Raw genomic sequence first — 17,000 nt, 5'->3', positions numbered from 1 at the left:
AGGCCGGCATGCTGATTCGCGACTCGCAGGCGGCGCTGCGCGACGACGTGCGGCTGCTGGGCACGCTGCTCGGAGAAACCCTGGTCCGCCAGGAAGGCGCGGACCTGTTCGCGCGCGTCGAACGGATCCGTGCCCATGCGAAGCGGGCGCGGCGCGAGGGAGAGGACGAGACGTTCCGCGCGCTCGCCGACGAGCTGGCGGCGATGCCGCTCGAGACGGCGGCTCCGGTGGCCCGCGCCTTTTCGCAGTTCCTGCACCTGGCGAACGTCGCCGAGCAGCATCACCGGATCCGGCGGCGCCGCGCGCGCCAGTGCGATCCGCTCGGCACGCCGCGCGGCGGCTCGCTGGAGGAGGCGATCCCGCGGCTGGCCGCGCTCACCTCTCCTGAACGGGTCCGCGAGGCGATGCTGGCGCTCCGCGTCGAGCTGGTGATCACCGCGCACCCCACCGAGATGATGCGCCGCTCGCTGCAGTACAAGTACAACGCGATCGCCGCGGCGCTGGCGAGCCTGGATCGCACGGACGCGACGCCGCTCGAACGCGAGTCGCTCGTCGCGGCGCTCTCGCGGGAGATCACCGCGGCGTGGGAGACCGAGGAGGTCCGGCGCGAGCGGCCCTCGCCGCTCGATGAAGTCCGCGCCGCGCTGGCGGTGTTCGAGCACACGCTGTGGAAGGCGGTGCCGGAGTACCTGCGGACGTGCGACCGCGTGCTGAGCCGCGTCACCGGCGCCGGCCTGCCGCTCGAGGCCGCACCGATCCGTTTCGGTTCGTGGATTGGCGGCGACCGTGACGGTCATCCGTCGATCACCGCCGAAGTGACCCGCCGCACCTGTCTCGGATCGCGGTGGATCGCGCTGTCGATGTACGCCCGGGACGTGGCGGCGCTCGGCGACGAGCTCTCGATGTCCAGGGCCAGCCCGGCTCTGCGCGCGCGTACGGGCGGCGCCGCCGAGCCGTATCGCGCGCTGCTGCGCCAGCTGCAGCGCGATCTCGAGTCCACCCGCCGGGCGATCGAGGATCAACTGTCGACGCGCCCGGGCGGCCGCGGCGGTCCGCGCAGCGAGGAGGTGGTGCGGACGGCGGCGGACCTGGCGCGCCCGCTGCGCCTCTGTTTCGAGTCACTGCACGAGACCGGCAACGGCCTCGTCGCGGACGGCGCGCTCGCCGACGTGCTGCGGCGTGTCGCGTGCTTCGGGCTGACGCTCGCCCGCCTCGACATCCGGCAGGACGCGCGGCGTCACACCGAGGCGGTCGATCTCATCGCCCGGCATACCGGCAGTCCGGGGTACACCCAGTGGGACGAAGCGGCGCGCGTCGCGTGGCTGATCGAGGCGCTGTCGCGCGACGAGTCCGGGGAGGGCGGTCCGCTGCCGAACAGTCCGCGGGCGGCCGAAGTGCTCCAGACGTTCGCCGTGATGGCGGACATCGCGCCCGAATCGCTCGGCGCCTACGTGATCTCGATGGCGGGCCAGCCGTCGGACGTCCTGGCGGTGGAATACCTCCAACGCCGCGCCGGCGTCACGCCGCCGCTGCGCGTGGTTCCGCTGTTCGAGACCGCGCGCGATCTGCGCACCGCCGGGGAGGTCATCGACCGGCTGCTGTCGATCCCGTGGTACCGCGCCAGGATCGCGGCGGCGGGGGATCGGCAGGAGGTGATGATCGGATACTCCGATTCAGCCAAGGAGATCGGCTGCGTCGCCGCCGCGTGGGAGCTGTACAAGGCGCAGGAAGCGGTGGTCGCGGCCGGGAAGGCGCACGGCGTGGCGGTCACGCTGTTTCACGGCCGCGGCGGCAGCAGTGGCCGCGGCGGCGCGCCGACCTCGCTGGCGATCCAGTCGCAGCCGCCCGGATCGATCGACGGCACGCTGCGCGTCACCGAACAGGGGGAAATGATCCAGGCGAAGTTCGGGCTGCACGGCATCGCGCTGCGCACGCTGGAGGTGTACACCTCGGCCGCCGTCGAAGCGACACTTTTGCCGCCGCGGCCGGTTCCCGGGGAATGGCGAGGCGTGATGGATCGGCTCGCGGCGCGCGCCGAGGCGGCGTTCCGCGGCGTGGTCTACGACGATCCGCGGTTCATGCGCTACTTCCGCGCCGTCACGCCCGAGGCGGAACTGGACAGTCTGCACATCGGCAGCCGGCCGGCCCGCCGGGCCGGCGGCGACGGACTGAGCGGCCTCCGCGCGATTCCGTGGCAGTTCGCCTGGATGCAGACCCGGCTGCTGCTCGCGTCCTGGCTCGGGGCTGAAGCGCTGGACGATCCCGCGGAGACCGCGGCCTGCCGCGAGATGTACCGCGGCTGGCCCTTCTTCCGCACGCTGATCGATCTGCTCGAAACCGCCTTCGGCAAGGCGGATCCGCGCATTGCCGCCGAGTACGACCGCCGGCTCGCGCCGCCGGATCTGCAGGCCTTCGCCGGCGAGCTGCGCGCGCGGCTGGCCACGGCGAGCGGCGCGGTGCTCGCCATCACCGGCGCCCGCGAGCTGCTCGCGGACCGGGAGGTCCTGCGCCGATCGATCGAGGTGCGCAATCCGTACGTCGATCCGATCAACCTCATTCAGGTCGCACTGCTCGAGCGGCTCGCGCAGGCCGGCGATCTGGAGGAAGAGGACCGCGCGGCGCTGCGGCAGGCGGTGCGTCTCACGATCAGCGGCGTGGCCGCGGGAATGAGGAACACGGGATGATGACGACCTCGACCGGAGACACGCGTCCGCGCGACGGCGCCGCCCTGGGACTCGGCGCGGGACGCCCGAGCAGCGAGATCCGCAAGCTGTCGTCCCTGCTCGAAGTCAGCCAGGCGCTGGCCAACGCGACCAACTTCAAGGCGGCGCTGCACCGCGTGCTCGAGATCCTCGAGAAGTCGCACGACGGCGTGCGGAGCGCCGTGGCCATCGAGGCGGGCGAACAGCTCCCGCTGGAGGTGGTCGCCGCGGTCGGCGGCGGACGCGAGCGGACGTGGCCGGCCGGCGTGCCTGGCGGCGCGCTGGCGCGCCAGGTCTGCGCCACCGGCCGCCCCGTCGTGGTGCCGCGCGTCAGCCGCGAGCCCGCGCTCGGCGAGCGCCGCCCGGGGGAGGACGAGCGCAGCTTCGTGTGCGTGCCGCTGCTGCTGAACCGCCGCGCCGCCGGGGTGCTCTGCGTCGAGCTGCGCTTCAAAGCCGAGCGCGACTACGAACGGACCGGGAAGTTCTTCGGCGTCATCGCCTCGATGATCGCCCACGCCCTCAAGGTGCAGCGGCTGCTGGAGGCGGATCGCGAGCGGCTGGTGCAGGAGAACGCCCGCCTGCAGGGGGAGCTGCGCGATCGCTACGATTTCTCCCACATCCTCGGAACCAGCCGATCGATGCACGCCGTCTGCGAGCAGATGACGCAGGTGGCGCGGACCAACACCACGGTGCTGATTCGCGGCGAGTCGGGCACCGGCAAGGAGCTGATCGCCCAGGCGATTCACTACAACTCGCAGCGGTCGGCCAAGCCGTTCGTGAAAGTGAGCTGCGCGGCGCTCCCCGACACGCTGATCGAGTCGGAGCTGTTCGGCTACGAGAAGGGGGCGTTTACCGGCGCCGCCGCGCGCAAGCAGGGGCGCTTCGAGCGCGCCAACGGCGGCACCCTTTTCCTCGACGAGATCGGCGACATCAATACCGCGGTGCAGGTCAAACTGCTGCGCGTGCTCCAGGAGCGCGAGTTCGAGCGCCTCGGCGGCGTCGAACCGATCAAGACCAACGTCCGCCTGATCGCCGCGACCAACCGCCACCTCGAGGATGCGATCGCCGCCGGCAGCTTCCGGGAGGACCTGCTGTACCGGCTCAACGTGTTCACCATCTTCGTGCCGCCGCTGCGCGAGCGCAAGACCGACGTGCTGCTCCTCGCCGACGCCTTCCTCGAGCGGCTGGCCGCGGATCACGGCAAGCGCATCCGCCGCATCTCGACGCCGGCGATCGACATGCTGATGGCCTATCACTGGCCCGGCAACGTCCGCGAGCTGCAGAACGTCATCGAGCGCGCCGTGCTGGTCTGCGACGGCGACGTCGTCCACGCCCATCATCTGCCGCCCACGCTGCAGATGGCGGATACCACGGAAGGGGCGCCGACGCAGTCGCTCACCGCGGCGCTGGCCGCGCTGGAGAAGGACCTGATCCAGGACGCGTTGAAGATGGCGCGCGGCAACCGCGCCAAGGCGGCGCGGCTGCTGCACGCGACGCCGCGGATCCTCAACTACAAGGTTCGCAAGTACCGCATCGACTGGCGGCGGTTCCGGTGAACGGCTGACGCCGTTAGACTGAGCGCATGGTCTACGCGGCCCTGCTGCGCGGCATCAACGTCGGCGGCAACAACATGGTGTCGATGAAGTCGCTGAAGGAGAACTTCGAGCGGCTCGCCTTCGAGCACGTGCGCACCTACATCAACAGCGGCAACGTGATCTTCCGCGCCGCGGATCGCGACCCGCGCGCCCTCGAAGACCGCATCGATCGCATGCTGGAGCAGCAGTACAGGTTGACGGGGCGGACGGTCGTGCGCACGAAGGGGGAGATGGTCAAGGTCGTCGCCGCGCTGGACAGGGAAGACCTTTCGGATCCCGACTGGCGGTGCAACGTCATCTTCCTGCGCAGCACCGTGGATCCCAGGCGCACCTTGAAATCGATCGCCCTGCAGCCGGAGATCGAACGCGTCGTCTGTTGTCCGGGCACCTGGCTGTGGTCGGCCCGCCTTCGCGACCTGAACCGGTCGGCGATGATGAAGCTGGGGAAGACGCCGCTGTACCGGGAGATGACCGTGCGGAACGTCAACACCACGCGCGCCGTGCTGGCGCTGATGCAGCAGACGCCGGATTCGCAGCCGCTCAGCGGCGCCTGACGACGCGGTCCATGAGGTGCTCGAGGCACGCGGCAGGATCGACGGTCCGGCCGGTGTGCACCGCGGACGGCTGGATGATGGTGCTGCGCGGCGAGACCAGCCAGCGGAAGCGGCCGCGCGCCGGCAGCAGCCCGATCGGACCGGCGTCGGGGCCCCCGCGGCACACCCGCGGGATCACCTCGAGATTCGTCCGCACGGCCGCGAGGTCGAGCGCCGGATCGAGCGCCAGCAGCGCGCGCTCGTCGATCTCGATTCGCGCCTCCAGGAAGTCCGTATCGGCGCACGACAGGATCACCCCGACGTTCACCTGCTCGCCGCGCTCCACCTGCGGGACGACCCGGACGATCGCGTAGTCGTAGGTGTACTCAGCGGGCACTCGAGGCCTCCAGCACGAACGGACGCGGCGCCGCGAGGCGGTCCGTGAGATAGCGCCGGTACGCGTCGCGCAGGCGAGCCGGGTCCGCCCCCTCGCCGCCGAGCCAGTCATCCGGCAGCAGCGCGACGAGCGCGTCGATCGACCCGGGCGTCAGCGTCGCGGCCAGGCGCTCATCCTCCTCGTCAATCCTCGAGGCCAGATGGAGCAGCACGTGGTTCCTGATCCCCGCGAACGGATCGCGAGCCCGCGCCGCCTCGGCCTCCCAGCCGGGCGAGTGGTGGAAGTACAGCGTCGATCCGTGATCGATCAACCACGGCTGGCGGTGCCACATCAGCATGTTGCTGTTGCGTGCCGTCCGGTCGACGTTGCTCACGAGCCCGTCGAACCACACGATGCGGGAGGCCAGGTCCGGCGCGACCGCGTGCACGACCGGATCGAAGTTCACCGATCCCGGCAGGTAGTCGAGCGCGACGTTGAGGCCCGCACTGTCATGCATGAGCGCGTGGATCTCGGGGTCGGGTTCGGTGCGGGCCAGCTCCCGGTCGAGCGCCGCGAACACGATCTCCGGGACCGGCAGCCCCAGCGCGCGGGCGATTTCGCCGGACAGCAGTTCCGCCGCCAGCGCCCGCACACCGTGCCCGGCGGCGCGGAACTTCAGCACGTACAGCCCGTCGTCATCCGCCTCCACCAGGGCCGGCAGCGAGCCCCCTTCGCGCAGCGGCGTCACATACCGTGTGACGGAGATGGTACGAAGCGCACGCACGGCGCATATTGTGTCATGTACAACTCGCGCGCGTGCTACGGTGAGGCGAGCCCGGTCACCGTCATCGGAGCGAGGGAGAGCGTCATGCTGGTCACCACCACGCCCGGAATCGAGGGCAAGCGAATCACCAAGTACTTCGGCGTCGTCACCGGCGAGGCGATCCTCGGCGCCAACGTCTTCAAGGACCTGTTCGCCGGCATCCGCGACATCGTCGGCGGACGATCGGGCGCGTATGAGGCCGAGCTCCACCGCGCGCGTGACATCGCGCTGAGCGAGATGCAGACGCAGGCGCAGCAGCTCGGCGCCAACGCGGTGGTCGGCGTCGATCTCGACTACGAGGTCCTCGGGCCGAACAACGGGATGCTGATGGTGTCGGCCAGCGGCACCGCCGTGCTGACCGAGTGAGGCGCGGCGGAACCGGTTACGCGAACGTGCCCTCGCGCGGACCGCGCGCGGCCTTGTTGATCTGCCGGATCGCGCCGAAGTGATAGGCGAGGTGCACGACGCTCGACATCATGCCCGTGAGCTCCATCCCGCTCAGCTCCCGCGGCGTCTCGAGCGCCGTGCGCCACTCGCGCAGTTCGCGGGCGAGGCCGCTCCTGATCTCCTGCCAGGCGGCGGCGTCGACGGCGGAGACCTTCCAGGCCTCGTCCCATTTCGCGTTCGCGAACGGGTTGCCCCCTTCGCGTCTCCACTGGTTCATCAGCGACAGCCCGTAGCGCACGTGCTGCGCGTGCGCGGCGATCGTCGCGCCGCCGTGGACCGACTGGGACGCGTCCTCCGGGGACAGCTTGTCGAGCGATCGCAGCAGACCGGCGTCGCCGGAGTTGAGCACGAAGGCCTGGCCGTCGAGCGGCGCGCCGTCCACCAGTTCGGAGAAGAGCTGCGTCAGGGCCCGGCCGGTGCGGGTCGTATCCATCGTTTCACCATGTTACGCTGCCCGGCGGCGATGCGCACGACGCGCCGCGGCCATGCGGACCTGTGAGGGCGACGTGAGAAAGCCGATGCGCTGTACCGTCCTGTCGATCGCGTTCCTGGGGCTGGTCTCGGGCGGCGCCCACGCGCAGTCCGCCGACCCGCGCTTCAACACGCTGGCCGCCCTGGCCGAAGCGAAGATGAAGGAGTACGGCGTCCCCGGCGTCGCGCTGGGGATCGTCGCGGACGGTCGGACCACGATCCGCGGGCTCGGCATCACCAACGTCGAGGACCCGCTTCCGATCACCGAGCACACCGTCTTCCCGATCGCGTCGATCTCGAAGACGTTCGCGGCGACGGCGATGATGCGCCTGGTGGAGCAGGGCAAAGTCGATCTGCGGGCGCCGGTGCGGACGTATCTGCCGGAGTTCCGCGTGCGCGACGAGGCCGCCAGCCGCGACGTGACGCCGTGGCACCTCCTCACGCACCTTGGCGGCTGGGAGGGGCAGGTCTCCGGTCCGGAGCGCGGCACCGAGACGCTCAAGAACTTCGTCGGCACCATCACCGACCTCATGCAGATCGCCCCTCCGGGACAGGTGTGGAGCTACAACAACGCGGGGTTCAGCATCGCCGGCCGCGTCATCGAGGCCGTCACGGCACATCCGATCAACCAGGCGATGCGCGATCTCGTCTTCCAGCCGCTCGGACTCGACCATGCGGGCACGACGGCGGGCGACTTCATCGTTCAGCGATTCGCCGCGCCTCATGCGACGAGGGACGGCACGGCCAGGCTCCTGCGGCCTTTCAGCGCGTCGACCAGCGTCACCGCGGGCGGGGTCGGGCTCTGCATGACGGATCTCCTGACGTACGCGCGGTTTCACCTGGGTGACGGTGCCGCCGCGAACGGCGAGCGGGTCCTCCAGCGCGAATCGCTGGAGCAGATGCGGGCGCCGCAATCGCGCAAGCAGGGAACCGACGACGAGATCGGACTGTCGTGGCACATCCGTCGCGTCGGCGCCGTTCGAGCGTTCGGGCACGGCGGGACGCTCGGCGGACACATCCTGCTCCTCGAGATCGTGCCGGAGCGCAACTTCGCGATTGCGATCCTCACCAATGCCAGCACCGGCTGGCGATTGATCCAGGACGTGGAGCGCGCCGCGCTGCAGTCCTATCTGGACGCCGCCTACACGCCGAACCAGGCGATCGCGCATCGCGGCCTCGTCGAGACGATCCCGTCGGCGTCGCCGCTGGCGCAGCAGCCCGATCCCGCGCCGTACCTGGGCACCTACGCCAGGCCCAACAACTCGTACGTCGTCCGTGTCGAGAGCGGAAAGCTGATCGTGCAGGATCGGCCGAACGGCGGCGGCGCGCCGCGGGACTATCCGGTGGCATTCTACGGACCGGATCGCGTGATCGTCACCGACGGCCCGGACCAGGGGCAATCGATCGAGTTCGTGCGCGACGCTGCCGGGCGCATCGCGTGGATTCGATTCGTGGGCCGCGCCGCGGTGCGGACGCGGTAATCACGCGCCGAGCAGCATCCACGCGGCCACCCCCACCAGCAGCGACCCGCTGACGCGCGCGCTGGCCGGACCGGCCGGCGTCAGCTTCTCGAACGCCACCAGCGCGGTCAATGCCGCGATCACCGTGAGGTTCATCACCCCGCCGGCGAACAACAGCAGCATCAGCGCCCAGCAGCAGCCGACGCAGTACACGCCGTGCTCGACGCCCATGCGAAACGCGCCCGCCGCGCCGCCGCGCCACCGCCGCATCACGAAGGCGAGCGGCGACTGGCACGCCGCGAGACAGGCGTGCTTCAACGGCGTGAACTGATACAGGCCGGCGACGATCAGCAGTACGGCGCCGGCACGGCGGCTGGACATCTCCATCATGGGCGTGACGACGCCGCTGCGCATCAGTCCCCATTGCAGGAAGGTCGCCCCGACGCTGAAGGTGCCCCACACCGCGACGTAGCCGAGCGCGAGGAGCGAGCTGTGCCGCACGCGGCCGGCGCCGGCGAGCATGATCAGCGGCGAGGCCGCCGGCAGCATCATGCCGATCATCATCACCGCCCACATCGCCCACAACAGCAGCAGGTGCGGCGCGTCCCACACCGGCGTCATCATCCAGGCGCTGGCGCCGGTCATCGGCCCGTACATGTCGCGCGCCATGACGACGATCCACAGCCAGGAGACCAGTGGCACGAGCACCAGGAGCAGCATCACCATCCGCTCACGATCCTATCCGACGCCTTCGCCGCCGGTTTCCCGTTCCCCCCCCGCTCGACGCTTGACTGGGGGGATCCGGCGTCGCAGTATGCGGGGATGGTGTTGACCGGGAACGTGGTGATCGCGTGCAACTGCGACTGGGGCTGTCCGTGCAATTTCAACGCGCGCCCGAGCCGCGGCAACTGCGAGGGGGGCTGGATCTGGATGATCGAACGCGGCGAGGTGAACGGCGTCAGCGTCGATGGCCTCGGCGTCGCGTTGTATGCCGCCTGGCCCGCGGCGATTCACGAAGGGGGCGGACGCGCCGCCTGCTATCTGGACGAGCGCGCCGACGCGGCGCAGCGGGCGGCGCTCACGAGCCTGCTCGCCGGCGAGGCCGGCGGCCCGTGGGGGCTGTTCCGGAAGACCTACGAGCTGCACGGCCCCGATCCGGCGCGCTTCGACGTCTCGCTGGCGCGGCACGCCACGCGCGCCACGATCGGCGACTTCGTCGAGCTCGAGCTCACCACGATCCGCAATCCGGTGACGCAGGCGGACGCGCACCCGGAGATCGTGCTGCCTGAAGGGCTGGTCACGAAGCACGGCAGCGCCGCGATGTCGAGAGTGTTCCGCGTCCGCGGCGCGGTCGAGTACGACCACTCGGGCCAGTACGCGGCGTTCGGCCCGTTCTCGTATTCCTAGCGCGCCGCCGCGAGCGTTCCCGCCAGCTCGCGGTAGTTCGTCAGCCTGATGCCGCGGCGCGTGATCACCTCGCGCACCTTGGGGCTGGTCCACGCGTCGACGTTCGCGCTGCGATCCGCGGCGACCCACTCGTAGCCCTGGTGGCCGATCGCGCGCATTTCGGGATCGTCAGTCGACGCGTGGTCGATGTGCAGCCACAGGCCGGGCGCGAGCGTCTCCAGCTTCGCCGCGAGCTTGTCCGCCTTCACCTGGCCCGAGTCGCGCCCGTCGTAGACGCGCCCCAGCGGCTGAATGCCCAGCTCGGACGGCACCACCAGCCCGTACTCCTTGCTCAACCGCGAGACCAGCGCCGCCACCTCGGGACCGAGGGACGTGAAGCCCATGTGGTTCCAGGTGTAGGTGGCCTGCGGCACGTGCCGTTTCGCGATGGCCAGCTGGGCGCGCAGCTCGCGCTCGATCTCGTCCAGTTTCCAGCCGCGCTCCTTCAGACTGCGCCCGGGCTCCGCAGCCGGGCGCGGCTGCACCATCGGCAACAGCCACCCGTCTTCGTCGACCAGCGACGGCACGGACGCCACCGGCCGCCACTTGACGTTGTCCCATTCGCTCGTCAGCGCGAGATGGACGCCGACGTCGAGGCCGGGATTCTCCTTGAGCAGGCGCGCCGCCTCGGGGAACCAGGGCCCGGGAACGATCACGTTGGTCGTGGTGAGAATCCCCTGCTTGTAGGCGGCGATGGTGGCCGTGTTGATGCCGTGCGCCGCGCCCATGTCGTCCCCTTTGACGACGAGGCGGATCTCGGTCGCCGCCGGCTGCAGCGCGACCATCCCCAGCAGTAACGTGCCGATCAGTCGCATCCGATCCCCCGATGGCCCGATAACCCGATCTCCGATCACCCGATGACCCGATCGCCCGATGGCCCGATAGCCCGATAGCCCGATAGCCCGATGGCCCGATAGCCCGATGGCCCGATCTAGTCGAGCTTCTTTCGCGCGAAGTAATACAGCGAGTACGCGAGCAGCGCAAACATCAGCACGGCGAAAATGTTCGAGGCGGCGAGCCCGGGCGCGAGGCGCGGTCCGAAGGCGAGCACGCCGGGCGGGATCACGCGGATGCCCAGCTCGGGATCGCCGAGCACGTTGATGATGATCGCGATCAGGCCCAGCACGCCGCCCGCGGCGATCAGGCCGCTCGCGAACAGCGAGCCCGGACTCACGTCGCTCTCGGCGTGGCCTCCCGCGGGTTTGCGCCCGCGCTCGGCGGCCCAGCGGACGATCCCGCCGCAGAAGATCGCCAGCGTGGTGTGGAGCCCCAGGTAGGAACCGACCGCGAACGACAGCGAGCGGATGCCGAGCAGTTCCACCGCGATCACCAGGAAGACCCCCATCGCCACCAGGCGCCACGGCAGCCGCTGGTTCAGGATGCCGGTGATGACCGTGGCCATGAGCCGGCCCTGCGGCGCGGCCGCCTTGTCGCTGCCGATGCCGGTGATCCACTGCACTTCGATCTGCCGCGTGTCGGGATCGTAGAGGTACTTGCCGTCGGGCAGCTCGCGCGAGCCGAGCGCGTTGACCAGGATGTAGCGCTTGTCGCGGTAGACCTGCGGGTGCGGATCGTCCAGCTCCTTCTCGATGCGGATCGCGGCGCCGCGCGCGCTCTGCTCGGCGCGCACCCGCTCGATGTCGATCGGCCGCTGCACCGGGCGGAACTCCGACAGGCCGAAGTTCATCAGCATCAGCGTGCCGCCAATCACGAACACCGACACCATGACGCCGATCATCAGCGCCCACTGCTGCCGGTACGGCGTCGCCCCGATCAGGAAGCCGGTCTTCAGGTCCTGCGACGTCGCCCCGGCATTGGCCGCCGCGACGCAGACCACGCCGCCGATCGTGATCGCCAGCGCCGAATAGGCCGGCGCGGTCCAGCCCATCGCCAGGAACATCGCGCAGGTCGCCATCAAGGTGGCGATGGTCATGCCGCTGACCGGATTGGCGGACGTGCCGATCAGCCCGCAGATTCGCGACGACACGGTGACGAACAGGAAGCCGAACAGCACGACGAAGAGCGACGCGATCAGGTTCTCGAAGCCGCTCGTCCGCGCCCCGGCAATCGGGTTGAACGTCAGCATCAGCCACATCGCGACGATGATGGCGAGCGAGCCGAGCAGCACCCACTTCATCGCCAGGTCGCGATCGAGCCGGCCGCCGGATGCCTCGGCGCCGCCCTGCTGCGCCCGCACGTCGCGGATCCCGCTCTTCAGCGCGTTGACGATCGTCGGCATCGTCTTCATCAGGGTGATGAGTCCCGCCATCGCCACCGCGCCGGCCCCCATCGGGCGGATGTAGTTCTCCCACATCTGGCCCGGCGTCATGTCGCGGATCGGAATGGTGCTGGGGTAGAGCGGGTCGGCGAGCCCCTCGCCGAAGAACTTGATCGCCGGCATCAGGACCAGCCATGAGAACACGCCGCCGGCGAAGATCGTGCCGGCGATGCGCGGCCCGATGATGTAGCCGACGCCGAGGTATTCGCTGGTGATCTCGGCGCGGACCGACGCGCCGGGGAGCCAGGCCGGCTCGTAGAGCGGCCGCTGTTTCCACAGGCCGACGGTGGCCATCAGGAAGGTGTAGGCGCCGCCGAGCCCGAGGCCCCAGAACACGCGGCTCGCGAACGACCCGCCCTTCTCGCCGGCGACGAGGACGTCGGCGCACGCCGTGCCTTCCGGATACAGCAGGTTGCCGTGCTCCTGCACGATCAGCTGGCGGCGCAGCGGAATCATGAACAGGACCCCGATCCACCCGCCGATCAGCGCCAGCAGGAAGATGCGCGAGTACTCGAAGGGGAACCCCATGAAGATGAGCGCCGGCAGCGTGAAGATGGCGCCGGCCGCGACCGACTCGCCGGCGGAGCCGGCGGTCTGCACGATGTTGTTCTCGAGAATCGTCGCCTTGCCGAAGGCGCGCAGCAGGCTGATGCTCAGGACGGCGATGGGAATCGACGCCGACACGGTGAGGCCGGCGCGCAGCCCGACGTAGACGGTGACCGCGCCGAAGATGATGCCGAAGATGGCGCCGAAGAGCACCGCCTTGAAGGTGAATTCCGGCAGGTTCGCGCTCTCGGGCACGTACGGCCGGAATTCGCCCAGCGGAGCGGTCGAGTTCCACGATGGATTGACGGCCGCTTCGGTCTTCGGCGTCTTGACGTTGGCCACGCACTACCTCCGGCAGGATGGTTTCGCGCGCCGGAAGGTACCACAGTTGGCGGCGATCTGGCACGATCCCGCTGTAAACCATCGGCGTCCCGCGACGTCTAATGCCATCATGCACGACCTCCGCTACGCCGTCCGCACCCTCAGGCGCAACGCCGGCCTCACCGCGGTGATCGTCGCGTCGCTGGCGATCGGCATCGGCGCCAACTCCGCCATCTTCAGCGTCGTCAACGCGCTGCTGCTCAGGCCGCTGCCCTACCCCGATCCCGAGCGCCTCGCGGTGCTCTGGCTGCGCTCTCCCGGCGTCGACATTCCACAGGACTGGCCGTCGCCCGGGCAGTACATCGACGTCCGCAGCGAGAATCGTTCGTTCGACGAGCTGTCGATCTCGCGCGGCCGGTCCGGGACGCTGCTCGGCATCGGCGACGCGCAGCGCGTCGAGGCGCTCGAGACCTCGTCCAGCCTGTTCACGCTGCTCGGCGCCAGGCCGCTGCACGGCCGGCTGCTGCGTCCCGACGAAGACGCGCCGGGGCGGCCGCCCGTCGTCATCCTGAGCTACGGGTTCTGGAACCGCGTCTTCGGCGGCGACCCGGACGTCGTCGGCAGGGCGATCACGTTGAACGGCGTCGGGCAGGGCGCCGGCGACGCCAGGAACCAGTTCGAGGTGGCGGGCGTGCTCGGCCCGGAGTTCCTGCTGAATGGCGAGATCATGCCGACCGTGGCGAGCATCCGGCAGATGGACGTCTTCCTGCCGCTGCCGCTCGGCGCCGACGCCGTCACGCGGCGGGGCGACGAGAACTTCAACGTCATGGCGCGCGTCAAGCCGGGCGTCACCATGGCGCAGGCGAAGGCGGACGTCGCGGCGATTGCGGCGCGGATCCGCGACAAGGACAAGCGCGATCGCACGTTCACGATCGACGTCGTGCCGCTGATCGAGTCGGTCGTCGGCGACGTGCGCGTCGCCATTCTCGTGGTGCTCGGATCGGTGACGCTGGTGCTGCTGATCGCGTGCGCGAACGTGGCGAACCTGCTGCTCACGCGCGCCGCGGGGCGCCAGAAGGAGATTGCGGTCCGGACGGCGCTCGGCGCGAGCTGGCGCAGGCTCGTCGGCCAGCTGCTGACCGAGAGCCTGCTGCTGGCGCTGCTCGGCGGGGCGGCGGGTCTCGCGCTTGCCCGGATCGCGCTGCAGGTCGTGCGCGCCGTCAACCCCGGGAACATTCCGCGGCTCGACGCGATTGTGCTCGACGGGACCGTGCTGCTGTTCACCCTCGCGGTGTCGGTCGCGACCGGGCTGATCTTCGGTCTCGTCCCCGCGATCCGCGCTGCCCGTGTCGATCTCAACGCGTCGCTCAAAGCCGGGGGCAGGAACGCGCAGGGAGAAGGCGGCTTCGGGAGCGCGCGGCCGCGCCTGCGCGGCCTGCTCGTCGTCGCCGAGGTGGCGATCTCCCTCGTGCTCCTCGTCGCTGCCGGGCTGCTGCTCCGCAGCTTCGTCCGGCTGCAGGGGGTCTCGCCGGGATTCCAGCCCGACGGCGTCATCTCGATGCGGGTCGGCCCGAGCGCGCGGCAGTTTCCGAACCGTGACGCGGCGCTCGCGCACTACGGGCCGATCGCGGAGGCGCTGGCCGGCGTGCCCGGCGTCGGCGCGCACGGCGCGGTGTCGTCGCTGCCCTTCACCTCCTCGATCGGCTGGGGATCGATCAACGTCGAGGGCTGGACGCCGCAGCCCGGGCAGGAACTGCAGGTCGATCAACGCTCGGTCACGGCGGAGTATTTCCGCACCATGGGCGTTCCGCTCGTGAGCGGCCGCGTGTTCACGGCCGCCGACATGCCGTCGACGGCCGAGCAGGTGGCGGTGATCGACGAGAAGTTCGCGCAGCGCTTCTGGCCCGCCGGCGACGCCGTCGGCAAGCACGTCTGGTTCGATCCGGCGCGGAAGCTCCGGATCGTCGGCGTCGTCGGCAGCGTGAAACAGTACGGCCTCGACGTGGACGGGCGGATCGTCCTGTACCGCCCGGGCGTGTGGGCGAGCTACCAGGTCGCCCGCACCTCCGGCGATCCCGCAGCAGTGGGCCGCGCGATGGTGCGGAAGATCCAGGAAATGGATCCGACGATCACGGTGTTCGACGTGCAGACCATGACGAGCCGCCTGTCCGCCTCGATGGCGCGCCAGCGGTTCTCGACGCTCATGCTCGGCGCCTTCGCGCTGTTCGCGCTGATCCTGGCCGTCGTCGGCGTCTACGGCGTGATGTCGCACCTGGTCGCGCAAGGGGCGCACGACATCGGCGTTCGCATGGCGCTCGGCGCCGAGCGCGGCCGCATCCTGGCGATGGTGCTGAAGCAGGGGATGCTGCTGACGGCCGGCGGCAGCCTCATCGGCCTGGCCGCCGCGGCGGCATTGACGCGCGTGATGGCAAGCATGCTGTTCGGGATCAGCGCGACGGATCTGGCGACGTTCACCGCCGTGCCGCTGATCTTGATCGGCACCGCCGCCGTCGCGAGCTACGTTCCGGCGCGCCGCGCCACGCGCGTCGATCCGGTGGTCGCGCTGCGCGACGAGTAGCGGATCGGGTACGCTACCCTGCCCGGAACATGCTGCCGACCCCCATCCGCCTGCCGGCGCACCGCCCGCTCGCCGCATCGCCGGCGTGATCGATCCACTGGCCGCCGCGGCGGGCATCGGGCTGCTCGGACCGGTTCTGGCCGGTCCGTCGCTTGCCCGCGCCCTCGGGACGCTTGCCGCGCGTGCACGCCGGCGCGTCGAGTGGGGCATCATCCTCGCCGCGGTCGGCCTCGCCATCGCCGGCGACGTGCTGCAGGACGGCCCCGGCGTGGGCGGCGCGCTCATCTACGTCGTCGCGGCGCTGCCCGGGCTGATCACGTTCCTGGTGTGGCGATCGCAGCTCGCGAGCGCGGTGGTCTCGATGGCGCCGATGTACTTCGTCGTCTCGATCCTGACGCGCGAGCGCGCCACCCATCAGCCCGCCCTGGCGCTCGACGGCGTGATTCCGCTGCACCCGGCGTGGATGCTGGTCTACGGCTCGCTCTACGTCTTCGTAATCGTGCTGCCGCTGCTCGTCGTGCGCGATCGCGCGCTCATCCGGCGCGCGCTGCAGGGATACCTGCTGGTGATGGCGCTGTCGTACGCGATCTTCCTCGTCTATCCGACCTCCGCCCCGCGGCCGGACGCGATCGGCGACGCGGGCTTCGCCGCGTGGACGCTGCGCATCCTGTATTCGCTGGATCCGCCCTACAACTGCTTTCCCTCGCTGCACGTCGCCTACGCGTTCGTCTCGGCGCTGGCGTGTCTGCGCGTGCACCGCGGCGTGGGCGCGGCGGCGGTCGCCTGGGCCGCATTGATCGGCGTGTCGACCCTGTTCACCAAGCAGCACTACGCCGCCGACGTGGTTGCCGGCACCGCGGCGGCGTCCCTCGCCTACGTGCTGTTCCTGCGCGCGAGGCCGGACGAACCGGTCCCTGAACACGATCGCCGGCGCGCGCCGGCACGCGCGCTCGGCGCGGTCGGCGTCTTCGCGATCATGATCGCGGGATTCGCCGTCGCATATCATTTTGAGTCGTGACCAGGCTTCCGCGCGTGACCCGCAGGCGTTCGGCGATCTCCGGCTGGGGTGTCTACGCCGGTGAACCCATCGCCGAAGACACCCGCATCGTCGAATACAAGGGACAGCTGATCTCGCAGGCCGAGGCCTGGCGCCGCGAGCAGCGCTATCTGCCCCGGCACCGGATCTGGATCTTCACCATCGACGCGCGCTGGGCGCGCGACGCCGCGTTCGGCGGCAATGTGGCGCGGTACATCAATCATGCCTGCCGGCCGAACTGCTACGTCGACATCGACGGGCGGCACATCTGGATCCGTGCCTCGCGCAACATCCGCACGGGTGAAGAGCTCACCTACGACTACAACACCGACGGCGTTGCCGGGATCAGGTGCCGCTGCCGGCCGAACTGCCGGCGGACGATCTGAGC

General features: G+C 70.3%; 15 protein-coding genes. 9 read left to right on the top strand and 6 right to left on the bottom strand.

Annotation, left to right across the window (positions count from 1 at the left end; translation table 11 throughout):
- Window positions 1-8 precede the first annotated feature (8 nt).
- Genes ppc through VFK57_10165 form a run of 3 tightly spaced genes read left to right on the top strand, consistent with a single transcriptional unit; the run spans window position 9 to window position 4,851 of the window.
- A complete protein-coding gene (ppc, locus tag VFK57_10175; protein ID HET7696063.1) occupies window positions 9-2,684 on the top strand; it encodes a phosphoenolpyruvate carboxylase in 2,676 nt (891 codons plus the stop codon).
- Window positions 2,684-4,258, top strand: a complete 1,575-nt coding sequence (locus tag VFK57_10170; GenBank protein ID HET7696062.1) for a sigma 54-interacting transcriptional regulator — start codon at window positions 2,684-2,686, stop codon at window positions 4,256-4,258. The genes ppc and VFK57_10170 overlap by 1 nt, the downstream gene beginning before the upstream one ends.
- Before the next feature lie 26 nt (window positions 4,259-4,284).
- Window positions 4,285-4,851, top strand: a complete 567-nt coding sequence (locus tag VFK57_10165) for a DUF1697 domain-containing protein (GenBank protein ID HET7696061.1) — start codon at window positions 4,285-4,287, stop codon at window positions 4,849-4,851.
- On the opposite strand, the gene VFK57_10160 is transcribed toward VFK57_10165, so the two are convergent.
- Window positions 4,838-5,227: a DUF3037 domain-containing protein gene (locus VFK57_10160; GenBank protein ID HET7696060.1), complete on the bottom strand. Its 390-nt coding sequence runs from the start codon at window positions 5,225-5,227 to the stop codon at window positions 4,838-4,840. The genes VFK57_10165 and VFK57_10160 overlap by 14 nt on opposite strands.
- A complete protein-coding gene (locus tag VFK57_10155) occupies window positions 5,217-5,990 on the bottom strand; it encodes a HipA family kinase (GenBank protein ID HET7696059.1) in 774 nt (257 codons plus the stop codon). The genes VFK57_10160 and VFK57_10155 overlap by 11 nt, the downstream gene beginning before the upstream one ends.
- An 84-nt stretch (window positions 5,991-6,074) precedes the next feature.
- Here VFK57_10155 and VFK57_10150 point away from each other — a divergent pair, with 84 nt between their 5' ends.
- Window positions 6,075-6,395, top strand: coding sequence for a heavy metal-binding domain-containing protein (locus tag VFK57_10150; protein HET7696058.1), 321 nt, complete (start codon window positions 6,075-6,077; stop codon window positions 6,393-6,395).
- A 16-nt stretch (window positions 6,396-6,411) separates the two neighbouring features.
- On the opposite strand, the gene VFK57_10145 is transcribed toward VFK57_10150, so the two are convergent.
- Window positions 6,412-6,909: a hypothetical protein gene (locus VFK57_10145; protein HET7696057.1), complete on the bottom strand. Its 498-nt coding sequence runs from the start codon at window positions 6,907-6,909 to the stop codon at window positions 6,412-6,414.
- Window positions 6,910-6,994: 85 nt separating this feature from the next.
- Between VFK57_10145 and VFK57_10140 the strand changes: the two genes are divergently transcribed.
- On the top strand, window positions 6,995-8,428 hold the full coding sequence (locus VFK57_10140; GenBank protein HET7696056.1) for a serine hydrolase domain-containing protein: 1,434 nt from the start codon (window positions 6,995-6,997) through the stop codon (window positions 8,426-8,428).
- Here the strand turns inward: VFK57_10140 and VFK57_10135 are convergent, their stop codons facing one another.
- A complete protein-coding gene (locus tag VFK57_10135) occupies window positions 8,429-9,133 on the bottom strand; it encodes a DUF2182 domain-containing protein (GenBank protein ID HET7696055.1) in 705 nt (234 codons plus the stop codon).
- A 96-nt stretch (window positions 9,134-9,229) separates the two neighbouring features.
- On the opposite strand from VFK57_10135, the gene VFK57_10130 reads away from it, so the two are divergent.
- Entirely contained in the window at window positions 9,230-9,814 is a 585-nt protein-coding gene (locus tag VFK57_10130; GenBank protein HET7696054.1) for a DUF1326 domain-containing protein, read from the top strand.
- Here VFK57_10130 and VFK57_10125 read toward each other — a convergent pair.
- A complete protein-coding gene (locus VFK57_10125; protein ID HET7696053.1) occupies window positions 9,811-10,668 on the bottom strand; it encodes a ChbG/HpnK family deacetylase in 858 nt (285 codons plus the stop codon). The genes VFK57_10130 and VFK57_10125 overlap by 4 nt on opposite strands.
- A 116-nt stretch (window positions 10,669-10,784) precedes the next feature.
- Window positions 10,785-13,019, bottom strand: coding sequence for an oligopeptide transporter, OPT family (locus VFK57_10120; protein HET7696052.1), 2,235 nt, complete (start codon window positions 13,017-13,019; stop codon window positions 10,785-10,787).
- Between the two features lie 109 nt (window positions 13,020-13,128).
- Between VFK57_10120 and VFK57_10115 the strand changes: the two genes are divergently transcribed.
- The 3 genes from VFK57_10115 (at window position 13,129) to VFK57_10105 (ending at window position 16,998) form a co-directional block, all read left to right on the top strand.
- Window positions 13,129-15,576 (top strand): ABC transporter permease, encoded by a 2,448-nt coding sequence (locus VFK57_10115; protein HET7696051.1) that lies wholly within the window; start codon window positions 13,129-13,131, stop codon window positions 15,574-15,576.
- 85 nt (window positions 15,577-15,661) lie between these two features.
- Window positions 15,662-16,594 (top strand): phosphatase PAP2 family protein, encoded by a 933-nt coding sequence (locus tag VFK57_10110; protein HET7696050.1) that lies wholly within the window; start codon window positions 15,662-15,664, stop codon window positions 16,592-16,594.
- A gap of 14 nt (window positions 16,595-16,608) precedes the next feature.
- Window positions 16,609-16,998, top strand: coding sequence for an SET domain-containing protein-lysine N-methyltransferase (locus VFK57_10105; GenBank protein HET7696049.1), 390 nt, complete (start codon window positions 16,609-16,611; stop codon window positions 16,996-16,998).
- Window positions 16,999-17,000 lie beyond the last annotated feature (2 nt).

The organism is Vicinamibacterales bacterium, from assembly GCA_035699745.1.
Classification (GTDB): Bacteria; Acidobacteriota; Vicinamibacteria; order Vicinamibacterales; family 2-12-FULL-66-21; genus JAICSD01.
The sequence above is the reverse complement of the archived record's forward strand: the minus strand, read 5'-3'. Positions and strand labels throughout refer to the sequence as shown.

Bases quoted from the DNA above. Each gene is read 5' to 3' on its own strand.
- ppc (HET7696063.1), top strand. From the start codon at position 9: ATGCTGATTCGCGACTCGCAGGCGGCGCTGCGCGACGACGTGCGGCTG.
- VFK57_10170 (HET7696062.1), top strand. From the start codon at position 2,684: ATGACGACCTCGACCGGAGACACGCGTCCGCGCGACGGCGCCGCCCTG.
- VFK57_10165 (HET7696061.1), top strand. From the start codon at position 4,285: ATGGTCTACGCGGCCCTGCTGCGCGGCATCAACGTCGGCGGCAACAAC.
- VFK57_10150 (HET7696058.1), top strand. From the start codon at position 6,075: ATGCTGGTCACCACCACGCCCGGAATCGAGGGCAAGCGAATCACCAAG.
- VFK57_10145 (HET7696057.1), bottom strand. From the start codon at position 6,909: ATGGATACGACCCGCACCGGCCGGGCCCTGACGCAGCTCTTCTCCGAA.
- VFK57_10140 (HET7696056.1), top strand. From the start codon at position 6,995: ATGCGCTGTACCGTCCTGTCGATCGCGTTCCTGGGGCTGGTCTCGGGC.
- VFK57_10135 (HET7696055.1), bottom strand. From the start codon at position 9,133: ATGGTGATGCTGCTCCTGGTGCTCGTGCCACTGGTCTCCTGGCTGTGG.
- VFK57_10130 (HET7696054.1), top strand. From the start codon at position 9,230: ATGGTGTTGACCGGGAACGTGGTGATCGCGTGCAACTGCGACTGGGGC.
- VFK57_10125 (HET7696053.1), bottom strand. From the start codon at position 10,668: ATGCGACTGATCGGCACGTTACTGCTGGGGATGGTCGCGCTGCAGCCG.
- VFK57_10115 (HET7696051.1), top strand. From the start codon at position 13,129: ATGCACGACCTCCGCTACGCCGTCCGCACCCTCAGGCGCAACGCCGGC.